The sequence below is a fragment of the Planktotalea sp. genome, assembly GCF_965659345.1.
Classification (GTDB): Bacteria; Pseudomonadota; Alphaproteobacteria; order Rhodobacterales; family Rhodobacteraceae; genus Planktotalea.
This window is the reverse complement of record NZ_CBFHVK010000011.1, coordinates 98,152-113,366: the sequence shown is the minus strand read 5'-3', so window position 1 is coordinate 113,366 and position 15,215 is coordinate 98,152. Positions and strand designations below refer to the sequence as shown.

Genomic DNA, 15,215 nt, shown 5'->3' with positions numbered 1-15,215 from the left:
AACCATGCATATCGCGCCTTTTGACAACCAAAATAAGCCTATTGTTGATGCGGATGATCCCACGGTGCCGCTGAACTATTTCAACATCGTAAAGCTTAAAAAAGGCGAGGCGTTTGAATATGCCGTGCCCCGTTATGAAACCTGTATCGTCCCTGCCACAGGATCGATTGATGTGAATGTCGAGGGGTTTAAAGCGGCTGATATCGGTGGCCGTGTCGAGGATGTTTGGGGGGGTGAGCCAGAGGGCGTGTATGTGCCCACAGCGGCCAAAGCAGAGATCGTGTGCACCTCGGACGAGGCAGAGATTTTTGTGGCTGGCGCTTTGTATGACAAAGTTCTGGATGCATTTGCAGTGCGCTCTGATGAGCTTGATTTGGTGCAATATGGGTCAGATGACACGAAAACACATCGCAAAATCAAGCACATACTCGGCACCAAGTATCACGATAAAGTCGGTCGTTTGCTGGTGTCAGAGCTGTTCACGGTGGGCGAGGGCGGTTGGTCTGGGTTTCCATCGCACAAGCATGACACAGACCGTCTCCCGCAAGAAACGCGGCACGACGAGACATATAACTTCCGTTTTAAGCCAAAGCACGGGTCCGGTGTTCAGATGTTGCAGCGCGAAGATGGCCAGCCCGGCGACGCGTATCATATCGTTGATGGTTCGACGATTTGCATCGACAATGGCTATCATCCCTGTGCGGTTTTGCCGGGGTATCAGATGTATTACTTCACAATTCTTGGAGGGCTTTCGCAGCGTTCTTTGGTGCAATATTTCCAACCCTCGCACGCCTATCAAATTGAAACTATTCCCGGCATCAAAGATATGATTGCCAAATTCAAATGAGCTTGGCGACCCTTGCTGATGTGCTGCAACCCGCGTTGAAGGGCGGGTATGCCGTTGCTGGATTGGTGACGCTGGGATGGGAAGACATGCGCGCATTCGTAGCCGCCGCGGAGGCTGAGGATTGCGCCGTTATCTTGCAGGCTGGCCCAGGGTGTCGCCAACACACGCCGTTACCTGTCTTGGGCAAGATGTTTCGCCATCTTGCAGAAGCGGCCAGCGTTCCTGTCGTTGCGCATTTGGATCACGGCTACACATACGATGAATGTTCCGAAGCGCTAGATAACGGGTTTACGTCATTGATGTTTGATGGCTCCCGTCGCCCTTTGGCTGAAAATATTGCGCAGACGCGCAAAATTGCAGAACTGGCGCATGCAGCGGGTATATCATGTGAGGGAGAGATCGGTTTTGTCGGTTATTCTGACGGGGAGCAATCGGCCGGTACAGATCCTGAAGAAGCCGCGCTTTTTGCCAGTGAAACGGGTGTTGATGCGATGGCGATATCTGTTGGGAATGTGCATCTGCAGCAGAATAAAGAAGGTGGCTTAGACGAGGCGAGAATTGCAGCGATCGAAGCTTTGACGAACGTGCCGTTGGTCATTCATGGCGGCTCTGGCGTGCCCGTGGAACAACGCGCGCGGCTTGCGAAAAATACCCATATTTGTAAGTACAACATCGGAACCGAGCTGCGAATGGTGTTTGGAGCGGCGCTGCGTGATGCGGTGAATGCTGACCCCTCTCGTTTTGATAGGGTTAGCATTTTAAAAGAAACCCATGATCCTATGGTTGCTGCCACGCGTCACGTGTTGAGTGCTTTGAAGGCGTGAACGCGGTTGAGGATGTGTTGAGGACAGGTCTAGCGAGATCGCTTACTCGATCGCAGATCAGCGACGATCACGCCAAGTTTGTAAAATCCTTGCTTTAGCGTCCAAATTTGCCCACGCTGCTGATACACGAAGGGCGGCATTCATGCGCGCGCTTCAGTCGGAGGCTGTCACATGATGAACCAATCCCAAACGCTCAAAGCTGTTGCGATCTGCGCAGCAATGACATTTGCCAACGCGCCATTTGTCTTGGCTCAATCAAATGACGACGCGGACGGCTTGGAGCCAGTGTCATTTGCTGGAACGGTTGTCGCGCGAGACATCACAGGTATTTCGTACGAAACAAGTGGCTGTATCGTCACGGTGTCAGAAACTGCGCGCCGCACTGGAAACGCGCAAGCAGGACAAGTGCTTGTTGAGCTGGATTCGCAAGCTGCTGAATTATCATACGAAACCGCAATGGCACGCGTTGCAGATCTGGAAGCCGCAGTGTCAGAGCGGCAATTGGCGATTGATGCCGCTGAGGCCAGCGTGAACCGGCGCACGCAAGAGCAGGCTTTGGTCGCTAAAGAATTTGCGCGCACGGAGCAGATATTTCGGCGCGGTTTGGTGAATGAGGCAACAATGGAAGGCGTCGAGAGCCGAATGATGAACACAAACTTTGCGACAGATCAGGCGCGTGAAGCTCTGGCCAGTGCCATTTCAGCAAAGTCACGCGCAGAAATTGCGCTCAGGATTGGCAGTTTAGAACTGCGTGCTCAAACAGACGCACTGGAAGATCTTATAGTGCGCGCGCCTTTTGACGGTGTGCTGCTCGATTTTGAGTCAAATGTAGGTGATTGTGTCACTGCGCGAACTTCTGCCACGCAAATCTACACGCCGTCTCAGAAGTCGGTTGAGATGTTTGTGCGTGTGAACCAACTGGTTGGGGAAGGGTCGTCTGGCGTGTCCATCGGTGCACCGGTGAAGATAAAGCGCTTCAACGGCAGTGCCTGCAATGGTGCGATTAATTGGATTGGCACGCAGGCCGATGTTGAAAATCAATTCATAAAATCGTCGATTGAAGTCGACGAAACATGCGCACAAGATTTGTTTTTAAACGAAGCCGTCGAAGTGCAAACGATGGTGGATGCTTCATAATAGAGCTGAATAGGCCACTTTAAAAAATCTAAGCCTTAGCAATTTCTTGCTAAGGCTTTGTATTTATTGGCTCCGGCGGTAGGGATCGAACCTACGACAAATTGATTAACAGTCAACTGCTCTACCGCTGAGCTACGCCGGATCACTTCGCGTGTATTAGCAATGCGCGTTTGCGGCGTCCAGAGGGATTTACGCGCAAAACACGTTTTTCTTTGAATTAAGTTGCAAAGAGAGTGAACAAGGCTTCCTCATTTGGAATGCCATCTCGTACAATCAATTTTTTACCTTCAAGATCAATGAGATGTGCAAATACATTTCGCGTTGCAGCTGGGATCAAGGCAGCTGGTGTGTCTGTGTAGATCGCTTGCGCAAGGTTGAGGGCCGTTGTTGAGCCCTTTGAGAGATGTTCTATGATCTGTTCTTCGCGCGACTTACGGTGCGCGATGAGCCAATCAATCCGCTCCATTGGGTCGGTGATCGGTGCTCCGTGACCTGCGTGCATTACCTGCGGGCGTAGATCACGGATTTTGAAGCAAGACGCCATAAAATCAGTGAGATCACCATCAGGCGGAGAAACGAGCGAACTGGCCCACCCCATGACAAGATCTCCGCAAAACAATGTCTTATCCCATTCAAAGCACATATGATTGCCCATATGGCCGGGCGTGTGCCAAGCTCTGAGCGTTTGATCGCCTGCTTTGAAAGTTTCACCGTCTTCTAGCAACTTGTCTGGGGTGAAATCAGGATCGATTCCTTCGCCACCGCTGTTCATACCCGCTTCCAAACAAGCCTGCATTGCTTTGCTGCGACCCGCAGAGCTTGGGCCAAACGCAAGGATGGGCGCACCTGTCGCCTTGGACAGGTTTTTGGCCAAAGGCGAATGATCCACATGCGAGTGCGTAACGACGACATGGGTGATCGTTTGATCTTTGCATGCCTTCAGTATCGCGTCCAAATGCGCTTGGCTCTCTGGGCCAGGGTCAATTACGGCGATGTCTTGCGCGCCAAGCAAGTAGGTGTTCGTGCCGCGATATGTCATCGGTGAGGGATTTGGCGCGAGCACGCGACGCAAGTTGGGTGCAAGTGTTTCTGCGACGCCGATCGGCGGATTAAAGTCTGCTAGGTCCATCGCCTCTTTCCTCTCTAACGCGCTTATGCGTAGGTTATGACATGTCTTTCGCTTGGCTCAAACGCTATATGCCGCGTTCGCTTTATGGTCGCGCCGCGCTTATTCTGGTCCTACCGGTTGTGACTTTGCAACTGGTCGTGTCGGTCGTGTTCATTCAACGTCACTTTGAAGGCGTGACTGAGCAAATGAGTCGCAGCGTGGCGCTTGAATTGCGTTATTTGTTGAATGAAATGCAAGGGGCACCCACGCAAGCGAGCGCATTGGGAGATGTGCGTAATCTGTCGCGCAGTTTGCGTTTTGACGTTGCATTTGTGAGCGAAGCGCAAGTGCCCGAGCAAAACTTACGGCGGTGGTATGATTTTTCCGGGATCGTCGTCGTGCGCACGTTGAGTGAAAACTTAAGAGAGGTGCAGCGCGTTGAAATGCCAGATGATCACCGGATAACGGCCTATGCAGATACGCAATTAGGTATTTTGCGTATCGGGTTTGACCGCCCCCGAGTGTCAGCGACGAACCCTCACCAACTACTCGTAAATATGTTGTTTTTCGGTGTTTTGATGACCGTTATCGCTTATTTTTATCTGCGCAATCAGTTGCGCCCGATCACCCGTCTTGGCCGTGTTGCTGAAGCATTTGGACGCGGGCAGACATTGCCATATAGCGCGTCTGGGGCTGTGGAAGTACGCGCTGCCGGCAATGCGTTTCTGTCTATGCGCGCGCGTATCGAGCGACAAATTGAGCAGCGCACAATGATGCTGTCAGGGGTCAGCCATGATCTGCGAACACCTTTAACACGGCTGAAGTTGGGTTTGTCGATGTTGGATGATTCAGACCGTGAACCACTTGAACGAGACGTAGAAGATATGCGGCTGTTATTGGATGAATTTCTGAGTTTTGCCAGCGGTAACGCGGAAGGGGAGCAGGCGCTATGCGATCCATTGACGATAATGCGCAACGTTGTACAGGATGCGGTGCGCATGGGAAATGACGCAAAGATGTTGATTGAAGATGAAGGTCCAGCCGTGATGTTGAACCCGGTCTCGATCCGGCGCGCTTTGGACAATTTGGTGGGCAATGCGGTGCGCTATGGGAATAAAACAGAATTATCGGTGCTACGTACTGAAAAGACAGTGGTTTTTAGGGCGGAAGATGACGGGCCAGGCCTTGAAGAGAGCCAATATGGGTCAGCCGTGAAACCATTTGTTCGTCTTGATCCCGCACGTAATCAGGATAAAGGAACAGGTGTTGGGCTTGGGCTTGCCATCACAAATGACATTGCGCGCGCGCATGGCGGTAGCTTGCGGTTTTCTAAAAGTGAAAAGCTTGGGGGCTTGTGCGCTGAAATTGTGATTGGTGCATAAAAAAGCCCCGCCGTTTGAACAGGCGGGGCTTTGATTGTTATTTGAGTGCGCTTAGCGGTTTTCGATGTCCGTATAGTCGCGCTGGGTCTCACCAAGATAGAGCTGGCGAGGACGTCCAATTTTGTTCTGTGGATCTGCGATCATTTCTTTCCACTGGCTGACCCAACCCACTGTGCGGGAAACCGCGAAGATGGGCGTGAACATGGATGTTGGGAAGCCCATCGCCTCAAGAATAATGCCAGAATAGAAGTCAACGTTCGGGAAGAGTTTCTTGTCTGCAAAATACGGATCAGCTAGCGCAGCTTTCTCCAGCTCTTTAGCAACTTGAAGTGTTGGGTTGTTGTCTACGCCGAGCAGTTCAAGCACTTCATCTGCAGATTGCTTCATCACTGTCGCGCGTGGATCGAAGTTTTTATAAACGCGGTGACCAAAGCCCATGAGACGGAAATCATCATCCTTGTCTTTCGCGCGCGCGATGTACTCAGGAATGCGATCTACCGTGCCAATTTCGCGCAGCATTTCGAGGCAAGCTTGGTTCGCGCCACCATGTGCAGGCCCCCAAAGGCAAGCAATACCAGCAGCAATACAAGCAAACGGGTTTGCACCGGAAGACGACGCAAGGCGTACAGTTGACGTTGACGCGTTTTGTTCATGATCGGCGTGAAGTGTGAAAATACGGTCCATCGCGCGGGCGAGGATCGGGTTCACTTCATAGTCTTCTGCAGGTACCGCGAAGCACATGCGCAAGAAATTGGACGCGTAATCAAGATCATTGCGCGGATAAACGAACGGTTGACCAACTGAATATTTGTAAGCCCATGCAGCAATCGTTGGCATTTTTGCGATCAAACGGTGTGATGCGATTTCACGCTGGCGTTCGTCGTTAACGTCCGTGCTGTCATGATAGAAGGCTGACATCGCACCAACGACGCCGGTCATAATCGCCATCGGGTGTGCATCGCGACGGAAACCTCGGAAGAAGTTTACCATCTGCTCATGCAGCATTGTGTGGTGTGTGATGGTTTGCTCGAAGTGCTCAAGCTCTGTCGCTTTTGGCAGCTCGCCATAGAGCAAAAGGTAGCAAACTTCTAGAAAATGGGAGTTTTCTGCAAGCTGGTCGATAGGGTAACCACGGTGCAAAAGTTCGCCTTTGCCACCGTCAATAAACGTAATGGTGCTGTCGCAGCTCGCGGTCGAGGTGAAACCAGGATCATAGGTGAACACACCTGCTTGCGCATATAGCTTGCGGATGTCGAGGACATCAGGGCCGGCAGTTGGCGAGTAGATCGGCAATTCAACCGACGTGTCATCGAAGCTCAGCGTAGCGCTGCGTTTGGCGGTATCAGACATATATATCCCTTTTCAAATCTGCCCGAAGCGCGGATCGCTTTCGGGTCCGTGTAACTGCTGGGTCTTACCGAAGTCTTACCCTGTGTGGTTCGCCGCATCAGAAATACGAGCAAGGGACTCTTCTTTGCCCAAAACCAGCAACATATCGAATACGCTTGGTGTCACAGCACGTCCAGAAAGTGCTGCGCGAAGAGGCCCTGCCATCTTTCCAAACTTGGTACCGTTCGCTTCGGCAAAGTCTGAGGTAACGGCCTCTAAAGCGTCCCGTGACCAGCTAGCATTTTGCAAATGCGGCGTCAACGCGTTCAGTATACCACGGGATACTGAATCAAGCGCCTTGCTGGCTTTTTCGTCCGGAACGATTGGTCTATCGGTCAAGACAAATTCAGCCTTTTCAAGTAGTTCTGGAAATGTTTTGGCTCTTTCTTTCAAGCAATCCATAGCTGCTGACAAAAGCAATATCTTTGGATCGCTAAGGGGGTCATCCCCGCGCGCGCTCATAAATTCAAGCAATTCTTGCTGCAAAGCAGCATTGTTGGCACTCGCGATATGCTGACCACACAGGTGTTCGAGCTTTTTGGTATCAAAGCGAGCAGGTGATTTGCCGATTCCACTCAGATCGAACCACGCTTTCGCCTGCTCGTCAGAAAAGAACTCATCGTCACCGTGGCTCCAGCCCAAACGCGCGAGATAGTTGCGCATGCCTGCGGCTGGGTAGCCCATCAATTGGTATTCTTGCGCACCCAAAGCACCGTGCCGCTTTGAAAGTTTTTTACCGTCGGGGCCATGAATAAGTGGGATATGCGCAAAAACCGGTACGTCCCAGCCCATAGCTTCGTACACCATCATTTGGCGCGCTGCATTGCTAAGGTGATCATCACCGCGAATGACATGGGTGACGCCCATATCATGATCGTCAACCACCACTGCAAGCATATAAACGGGCGTGCCGTCAGAGCGCAGTAAAATCATATCATCGAGTTGGTCGTGGCCGATCTTTACGTCGCCCTGTACCTCATCGCGGATCACCATTGTGCCGCCTTCAGGTGCGCGCACGCGGATCACATAGGGTAAATCAGGATGTGTGGATGCATCTGCATCACGCCAAGGGCTGCGATAAAGCGTTGATTTCCCTTCAGCACGCGCAGCTTCGCGAAAGGCTTCTATTTCGTCCTGTGTTGCGAAACACTTGAAGGCTTTGCCGGCCGCGAGCATCTCATGTGCGACCTCGGCGTGACGATCTGCGCGTTCGAACTGTGAAATCACATCGCCATCGTGATCCAAGCCAAGCCATGCCATGCCTTGCAGGATCGCAGCAGTCGCTTCAGGGTTTGATCTCGCGCGATCTGTGTCCTCAATGCGCAGCAAGAATTTCCCACCACGGCCGCGCGCATAGAGCCAATTGAACAAGGCCGTGCGCGCACCGCCAATGTGAAGATAGCCCGTGGGCGAGGGGGCAAAACGAGTGACGACATCTGCGGACATGGCGCGATTAACCTTTCGGTAAGTATAAATTGGGTAGAGTTGAGGACCTGATAGCTTTGGAACCGCGCAAGGACAAGGACCCCTATGAGCCTCATCCGCGACATGCAAAGTGCACTCAGCGCGGAGCTCGGGCAAGGCTTTGTGTTTGCGCCGGTCGTGCTTGGACTTGGAATTTTGCTGTTCTTTCAAATGGGCGTCGAGCCTAGCACAGTGGTTGTTTTCTGTGTTTTCGCGAGTGGGTGTATCAGCGCAGCGCTTTTGATGCGCGGACCCGAATCGATACGCCCTATATTCTGGCTACTGACCCTTTTAGCACTGGGGTTTTCGGCAGCTGCGTGGCGCACTGCACAGGTGGCGGCACCGGTTTTGAATTGGCGTTATTATGGTCCCGTCGAAGGGCGCGTGATTGGATTAGACCGGTCTGCGTCTGGGGCATTGCGCGTGACGTTTGATCAGGTGACGCTTGCGCGAATGGCACCGTATGAAACGCCTGCAAAAGTGCGTATTTCGCTTTACGGTTCAGATGCTGAGCGACGACCTTTGGCGGGCGCGCGCGTGATGACAACGGCACATCTTTCACCGCCGTCAGGCCCTGCTGAACCAGGGGGCTTTGATTTCCAACGCCATGCCTGGTTCACGCAAATGGGTGGTGTCGGTTATACACGTGTGCCATTGCTAATGGCGAGCTACCCCGCTGATGGAGTAAGCTTTTTCAAGCTGCGCCTTGCGCTCTCAGATAAGATTACCCAACATTTGAACGGCCAAACAGGCGCGTTTGCATCTGCTTTGATGACCGGGGATCGCAGCGGGTTGAGCCAGAAAACGCTACGCGATTTACGACATAGTAACCTTGCCCATTTACTAGCCATCTCAGGATTGCATATGGGCCTGCTTGTCGCGTTTGTCTTTGCTGCATTGCGCTTTGGCTTGTCGCTGGTCCCTGTTTTGGCAGCAGGTGGGGCGGTCAAAAAGCTTGCATCCATCGGCGGGTTGATCGCTGCTGCCGGGTATTTGGGGCTATCTGGCAGTTCTATCGCGACGGAGCGTGCTTTCGTCATGGCTGCCGTCGCGCTGTGTGCCGTGTTGTTAGAGCGCCGCGCGATCAGTTTGCGTGCTGTCGCAATGGCTGCGATCATTATCCTGCTAAGACGCCCAGAAGCCATCACTGGCCCCGGGTTTCAGATGTCTTTTGCGGCAACCACAGCGCTTGTCGTTGTGTTTAATGCCCTCAGTCAGCGTAACGCGGGCCGTGCACCAAAGAGTTTCGCTTGGAACTTGCTTACAGGCACTGTGATTTCATCTGCGGTTGCGGGTTTGGCGACGCTGTCTATCGCTGCTGCACATTTTAACAATATCGCGCAGTTCGGGTTAATTGCGAACCTGTTATCCGTGCCACTCATGGGGGTATGGGTCATTCCCTTGGCGGTGTTCGCGATTTGTTTGCTGCCCTTTGGGCTTGAGTGGCTCCCTTTGCGCGCGATGGGTTGGGGGCTCGACTGGATTTTAGGTGTGGCGGATGAGGTCTCAAACTGGGAAGGGGCGATACATAAAGTGCCAGCACCGCCGTCTTGGGCGCTTTTCGCCTTGTGCTTGGGTTTGCTTGCCATGGCTCTAATGGCCAGTCGTGCGCGACTTGTCGGTATGGTTCCTATATTCGCGGCTCTTTTTACTTGGGCGACTGTTCAGCGACCGGACGTGTTGATCTCTGACACAGGGTCATTGGTGGGGGTCTTAAGCGAAAACGGCCGTGTTCTGAGCAAGGCCAAAGGTTCCGGCTTTGTCGCAAGTGTTTGGCTAGAGAATGATGGTGACCCCCGGTTTCAAGACACCGCCGCGATTGAATGGTCACACAACAAGATGCGCTTCGGGCGTGGCCAAATTTATGCGGCGGCTGGCAAACGCGGGCTGCGCGCGTTTGAGGGCTGTGAGGCTTCAGATATCGTGGTTTTTTCGGAAAAATTCGTAGGCAATGCAGTTTGTAATGTCTTCGATCAAACCCGCTTGCGCGAAACGGGCAGCGTTGCAATTTGGCTGTTGCCGGATGGTCAGCTAGATATGAAAACCGCCCGCCAAATGGCAGGCCGTCGCTTATGGAACGATAAAACGCTCCGAAAACAGCGTCTTGGGTATTAGTAGCTGCGGATCAAGCCGACCAAACGCCCTTGGACTTTAACTTGCTCATGCGAGAAAAAGCGCGTCTCGTAAGCGGGATTGGCCGCTTCCAACGCGATCGTTGTTCCATTGCGGTGGAAACGCTTCAGCGTGGCTTCCTGATCCTCGACAAGGGCCACCACGATATCGCCATTGTCTGCTGTATTGGTTTCACGGATCACAACGGTATCGCCATCGTTGATGCCTGCGTCGATCATGGAATCCCCTTTTACTTCAAGGGCATAGTGCTCGCCCGGACCAGATAACATCTGGCTTGGGACTGCCACATTATGAGACGCATGGGCGATGGCTTCTATTGGAACACCCGCTGCGATCTGACCCATAACAGGCAATTCAATCGCGCCGACGGCTTCCACAGGCATTGCGTCACGCGGGGCAGGGGCATCAGGTTTGCCGCCCTCGACAACACGCGGAACGAAGCCTGCAGGTGCCATACCCATGCTGTCAGGCAGTTTGACGATTTCGATAGCACGGGCACGATGCGCAAGGCGGCGGATAAAACCGCGCTCTTCCAAAGCGGTGATCAAGCGGTGAATGCCAGATTTAGACCGTAAATCGAGCGCTTCCTTCATTTCATCAAACGAAGGGGGAACACCATCCCGTTGCACACGTTTATTGATAAACTCCAGCAAATCGAGCTGTTTTTTGGTCAGCATATCTGCATCCTCCTGCTGTGCAGTTTTGCTTTGTTCTACCGATGTTCCTGTTTTGTGTCAACGTTTTGTTCAGATTTGTTAAATAGGAACAAATGTGACGGCCTCTCCAGCTTGTTTCGCATCCTCATGCGGCGGGCGCAGCAATAATGCGTTGGCTTTAGCCAGTACGCTTAAAAGCGCACTGTCTTGGCGCTCGAACGAGGTGATGACACCGTCTAAAACATGCGCGCGCATGTAGTGCGCCCGTGGGCCATTGGGGGGCATATCGTTTGCAAGTGTCGCACTTTGACGAGGGGCGGGGGCTTTGCCCAAGCCAAGCAAGGCCCGCAGTACGGGAAGGACAAAAATCTGCCCGCACACCATTGCTGATACGGGATTTCCGGGCAGTCCGATCATGGCAGCCTTGCCTAGTTTACCTGCCATGAGCGGTTTCCCAGGACGCATCGCAACTTTGTAAAACGCACGTTGCATGCCGAGCTCTTCAGTGACGCCCGCAACCAGATCATGATCACCAACGGATGCACCGCCGATCGTCAAAATCAGGTCCGCGCCGTAGGTGAGCGCAAAAGCAGTTCGCAAAGCGGGGGCCGTGTCATGTGCAATTGGCAGCACGCGCACGTTTGCGCCGTTGGCTTCCAGCATTGCTTTGAGACCGAAGGTGTTGGACGCAATGATCTGATCGTCGCCAGGTGTCTCGCCGGGCATCACCAATTCTGAACCGGTGGATATAATTGCGATCTCTGGCTTGCGCGTGACGTTCACGTTTGAGATGTTCATCGAGGCCAGCAAAGCGATGAGCTGAGGTGTCAAAACCTGCGGTGCATCCAGAGTTTCGCCAGCTTCAAAGTCTGTGCCTGCAGGGCGAATGTAGCTTTTGCTCTCACGGGTGTCGCGGATGGTTATTTGGCGTCCGATTGCGTCAACGTCTTCTTGGATAACGATCCAATCGGCACCAGTAGGAACAGGCGCACCTGTAAAAATGCGAACGGCTTCCCCTTCCAACATTTTGTACTCAAAACGCGCGCCGGCAGCAGATTCACCAATAACTTGAAGGGTTCGCCCAACTTGGTAGTCATTTTTGTAGATCGCATAGCCATCCATCGCAGAGGCTGCAAAAGGCGGCTGGTTACGCTTGGCAAATACCGGCTTGGCAAGGGTGCGCCCATTGGCACTGGTGAGCGCAACATTTTCGCTCTCAAGTGGTTCAACTAGTGCGAAAAGCTGTTCTAACGCCTGCTCAACTGAGATCATTTCGCTTCAAAGCGGCCGGATTTTCCGCCGTCCTTCAGCGTCACATGAATGCCGCCGATCTCCATCGTTTTATCAACGGCTTTGATCATATCATAAACGGTCAAAGCAGCGGTGCTGACAGCTGTGAGCGCTTCCATTTCGACGCCTGTCTGCCCTGTGGTTTTGACAGTTGCGCTGATTTGAACTCCTGGAAGCGCTGCGTCGAGCTCTAGATCAAGCGCGACTTTAGCGATGGGAAGGGGGTGGCAGAGTGGGATCAGCTCGGGGGTTTTCTTGGCCCCCATGATCCCCGCGAGTTGCGCAACGCTTAGTACATCACCCTTTTTCGCGCGCCCTGAGGAAATGATCTCAAACGCATCAGCGCTCATACGGACCCAACCTGTCGCGGTTGCAACGCGCGATGTGATCTCTTTCTCAGAGACATCGACCATATGCGCTTCGCCTTTGGCGTTAAAATGCGTCAGCTCGCTCATGCGCCCATACCGGCGCTGGATGCTGGGCTGGAAAGCAATGCGCGCGTGGCGCCTTCAACGTCATCTTGGCGCATCAGGCTTTCGCCGATCAAGAATGTGCGCGCGCCGTAGCGCGACATTTCTGCGAGGTCTGCTGGGGTGAACAGCCCGCTTTCGGAAATGATAAGGCGATCTTCCGGAACCATCCTGCTCAATTGCCGCGTTGTGTCCAAAGAGGTCTCAAACGTCTTCAAATTGCGATTGTTGATGCCCATGAGGGGCGATTTGAGCGCGGTGGCGCGTTCCAACTCTGCGGCGTCATGAACCTCTAGCAAAACATCCATGCCCCACTCGAAGGCACAGGCTTCCAACTCTGCTGCTTGAGTGTCAGACACGGAGGCAAGGATGATCAAAATGCAATCCGCCCCAAGCGCGCGTGCTTCAGCGACTTGATATGTGTCATACATAAAGTCTTTGCGCAAAGCAGGTAGGGCAACGGCGTCGCGTGCAGCGGTCAAGAATGATTTGGCACCTTGAAAGCTTGGCGTGTCTGTCAGAACAGAAAGACAGGTTGCCCCCCCCTTTTCATAGGCCTGTGCAAGGGTGGCTGGATCGAAATCCTCACGGATCAACCCTTTGGAGGGGGAGGCTTTTTTCACCTCAGAAATCAAGCCATAGCCCTCGCGGGAGGCGCGCATCAAAGCCTGCGCAAAGCCGCGTGTCGGGCTGGCGGCGCGTGCGTCAGCTTCGACGGCTTCAAGAGATTTGGCCGCCTTGTCTGCGATGATTTCTTCAAGTTTATACGCTTTGATGCGATCTAGTGCCGTTTGCGTCATGCTATATTCCTATGCCTTGCGCTCGGGTCGGAGCGGGCGGTTATTCTAGAACAATCGAAGTTACGCCTGAGTTGCTGCTGCAAGCGCTTCGATCTTGTCTTTCGCGGCACCACTATCGATGCTCGCGCGTGCCATCTCGGCTCCGGCTTTGAGATCGCTCGCTTTTCCAGCCACCAACAATGCAGCGGCACTGTTGAGTAAAACGGCGTCGCGATAGGCAGACTTTTCACCGTTCAGCAGGGCACGAAACGCAACGCCGTTTTCTTCTGGTGTCCCGCCCATGATGTCTTCAAAGGGATGCTCTGGTAGACCTGCATCGGCTGGATGCACTTCGAATTCAGTGATCTTCCCATCTGTCAAAGCGGCCACCCAAGACACACCTGCGATGCTGAGCTCATCCGTGCCGTCACCGCCATGCACAAGCCATGCGGCCTCTGAGCCGAGCTGCCCTAATATTTCAGCCATAGGGCGGATTAGGTCACGACGATAGGCTCCGGTCAGTTGGCGTTTTACGCCAGCTGGATTTGTCAAAGGGCCCAAAATGTTAAAAATTGTGCGTGTCCCAAGTTCTGCGCGTGTCGGCATAACATGGCGCGTAGCAGGGTGGTGCATCGGGGCCATCATGAAGGCAATTCCGCATTTTGTGAGCGCGGCTTCCACCACATCGACTCCGACCATGACATCAATACCCATCTGACCCAGCGCATCCGCCGCACCAGATTTCGAACTTAAGTTGCGATTGCCATGTTTCGCCACAGGGACACCTGCACCCGCAACAACAAAGGCGGTTGCCGTCGAAATGTTGAGCGTCCCTTTGCCATCACCCCCTGTGCCAACGATATCCATAGCGCCATCAGGGGCTTTGACCGCGTTGCATTTCGCGCGCATCACAGAGGCGGCCGCAGCGTATTCATCTACCGTTTCACCGCGGGTCCGCATGGCCATTAACAAGCCGCCGATCTGGCTTGGCGTGGCTTCGCCTGTGAACAGAATTTCAAAGGCCGCTTCTGCCTCTGCGCGTGTTAAAGCGCGGTCCGCTGCGGCATCAATTAGGGGTTTTAACGCGTCGCTCATGCGGGAACCTTCATCGTCTTGAGGAAATTTTTCAGCATCGCATGCCCATGTTCGGACCGGATGGATTCGGGATGAAATTGAACACCGTGGATTGGGAGTTCAGCATGCTCTAACCCCATAATCGTACCATCGTCCAGTTCAGCTGTAATTTTCAATGAATTGGGAAGGCTGGTACGATCAACGACAAGGGAATGGTACCGCGTTGCTGCAAATGGGCTTGGAATGTCTTTGAAAAGGCCAGAGTTTGTATGTTTTATTTGGCCCATCTTACCGTGCACGATTTCATGACAACGCACGACCTCACCGCCAAAAGCTTCGCCAATGGTCTGATGACCCAGACAGACGCCCATGAGCGGCGTTTTCGTATCGGCGGCCAAGCGCACCATTTCCAAACAAATCCCCGCTTGCGCGGGGGCTTTTGGACCCGGAGAGAGCAAAATACCCGCTGGATTTAACGCCATCGCTTCGGCGGCACTCATCGCATCATTGCGGATCACTTTCACATCTGCGCCGAGCTCGCCCAGATAATGAACAAGGTTATAGGTAAAGCTGTCGTAGTTATCGATCAAAAGCAGCATGAAATCTCTCAAACTATCCCAAATTGTGCGCAAAGCGGCATCAGTTGGCACATACATGTTCAG

The 15,215-nt window shown here is 53.2% G+C and carries 14 protein-coding genes and 1 tRNA gene; 5 read left to right on the top strand and 10 right to left on the bottom strand.

Annotation, left to right across the window (positions count from 1 at the left end):
• Positions 1–4 precede the first annotated feature (4 nt).
• The 3 genes from ACTG3Z_RS10895 (at position 5) to ACTG3Z_RS10885 (ending at position 2,808) form a co-directional block, all read left to right on the top strand.
• Positions 5–847 carry a 5-deoxy-glucuronate isomerase gene (locus tag ACTG3Z_RS10895; RefSeq protein ID WP_439143095.1) on the top strand — a complete coding sequence of 281 codons (843 nt, stop codon included), beginning with the start codon at positions 5–7 and terminating at the stop codon, positions 845–847.
• Positions 844–1,671 carry a class II fructose-bisphosphate aldolase gene (locus ACTG3Z_RS10890; RefSeq protein WP_439143094.1) on the top strand — a complete coding sequence of 276 codons (828 nt, stop codon included), beginning with the start codon at positions 844–846 and terminating at the stop codon, positions 1,669–1,671. The genes ACTG3Z_RS10895 and ACTG3Z_RS10890 overlap by 4 nt, the downstream gene beginning before the upstream one ends.
• A 171-nt stretch (positions 1,672–1,842) precedes the next feature.
• A complete protein-coding gene (locus tag ACTG3Z_RS10885; RefSeq protein ID WP_439143093.1) occupies positions 1,843–2,808 on the top strand; it encodes an HlyD family secretion protein in 966 nt (321 codons plus the stop codon).
• 67 nt (positions 2,809–2,875) lie between these two features.
• Here the strand turns inward: ACTG3Z_RS10885 and ACTG3Z_RS10880 are convergent.
• A tRNA-Asn gene (locus tag ACTG3Z_RS10880) sits at positions 2,876–2,950 on the bottom strand.
• Positions 2,951–3,025: 75 nt separating this feature from the next.
• The gene (locus tag ACTG3Z_RS10875) at positions 3,026–3,937 is read right to left on the bottom strand and encodes an MBL fold metallo-hydrolase (RefSeq protein ID WP_439143092.1); all 912 of its coding nucleotides are present in this window, start codon (positions 3,935–3,937) and stop codon (positions 3,026–3,028) included.
• Positions 3,938–3,978: 41 nt separating this feature from the next.
• Between ACTG3Z_RS10875 and ACTG3Z_RS10870 the strand changes: the two genes are divergently transcribed.
• Positions 3,979–5,298 carry an ATP-binding protein gene (locus ACTG3Z_RS10870; RefSeq protein WP_439143091.1) on the top strand — a complete coding sequence of 440 codons (1,320 nt, stop codon included), beginning with the start codon at positions 3,979–3,981 and terminating at the stop codon, positions 5,296–5,298.
• 51 nt (positions 5,299–5,349) lie between these two features.
• Here the strand turns inward: ACTG3Z_RS10870 and gltA are convergent, their stop codons facing one another.
• Positions 5,350–6,648 carry a citrate synthase gene (gltA, locus tag ACTG3Z_RS10865; RefSeq protein ID WP_439143090.1) on the bottom strand — a complete coding sequence of 433 codons (1,299 nt, stop codon included), beginning with the start codon at positions 6,646–6,648 and terminating at the stop codon, positions 5,350–5,352.
• Positions 6,649–6,723: 75 nt separating this feature from the next.
• On the bottom strand, positions 6,724–8,133 hold the full coding sequence (gltX, locus tag ACTG3Z_RS10860; RefSeq protein WP_439143089.1) for a glutamate--tRNA ligase: 1,410 nt from the start codon (positions 8,131–8,133) through the stop codon (positions 6,724–6,726).
• Positions 8,134–8,217: 84 nt separating this feature from the next.
• Between gltX and ACTG3Z_RS10855 the strand changes: the two genes are divergently transcribed.
• The gene (locus ACTG3Z_RS10855) at positions 8,218–10,266 is read left to right on the top strand and encodes a ComEC/Rec2 family competence protein (RefSeq protein ID WP_439143088.1); all 2,049 of its coding nucleotides are present in this window, start codon (positions 8,218–8,220) and stop codon (positions 10,264–10,266) included.
• Here ACTG3Z_RS10855 and lexA read toward each other — a convergent pair.
• The 6 genes from lexA to ACTG3Z_RS10825 form a co-directional block, all read right to left on the bottom strand.
• Positions 10,263–10,961, bottom strand: a complete 699-nt coding sequence (lexA, locus tag ACTG3Z_RS10850) for a transcriptional repressor LexA (protein ID WP_439143087.1) — start codon at positions 10,959–10,961, stop codon at positions 10,263–10,265. The two genes, ACTG3Z_RS10855 and lexA, sit on opposite strands and share 4 nt — an antisense overlap.
• A 78-nt stretch (positions 10,962–11,039) precedes the next feature.
• The gene (locus tag ACTG3Z_RS10845) at positions 11,040–12,212 is read right to left on the bottom strand and encodes a molybdopterin molybdotransferase MoeA (protein WP_439143086.1); all 1,173 of its coding nucleotides are present in this window, start codon (positions 12,210–12,212) and stop codon (positions 11,040–11,042) included.
• Positions 12,209–12,685 carry a cyclic pyranopterin monophosphate synthase MoaC gene (gene moaC / locus ACTG3Z_RS10840; protein WP_439143085.1) on the bottom strand — a complete coding sequence of 159 codons (477 nt, stop codon included), beginning with the start codon at positions 12,683–12,685 and terminating at the stop codon, positions 12,209–12,211. Before moaC ends, ACTG3Z_RS10845 begins: the two co-directional genes overlap by 4 nt.
• Complete coding sequence (trpC, locus tag ACTG3Z_RS10835) at positions 12,682–13,500, bottom strand: indole-3-glycerol phosphate synthase TrpC (RefSeq protein ID WP_439143084.1); 819 nt, start codon at positions 13,498–13,500, stop codon at positions 12,682–12,684. Before trpC ends, moaC begins: the two co-directional genes overlap by 4 nt.
• A 60-nt stretch (positions 13,501–13,560) precedes the next feature.
• On the bottom strand, positions 13,561–14,574 hold the full coding sequence (gene trpD, locus ACTG3Z_RS10830; protein ID WP_439143083.1) for an anthranilate phosphoribosyltransferase: 1,014 nt from the start codon (positions 14,572–14,574) through the stop codon (positions 13,561–13,563).
• On the bottom strand, positions 14,571–15,152 hold the full coding sequence (locus tag ACTG3Z_RS10825) for an anthranilate synthase component II (RefSeq protein WP_439143126.1): 582 nt from the start codon (positions 15,150–15,152) through the stop codon (positions 14,571–14,573). Before ACTG3Z_RS10825 ends, trpD begins: the two co-directional genes overlap by 4 nt.
• Between the last annotated feature and the right edge of the window lie 63 nt (positions 15,153–15,215).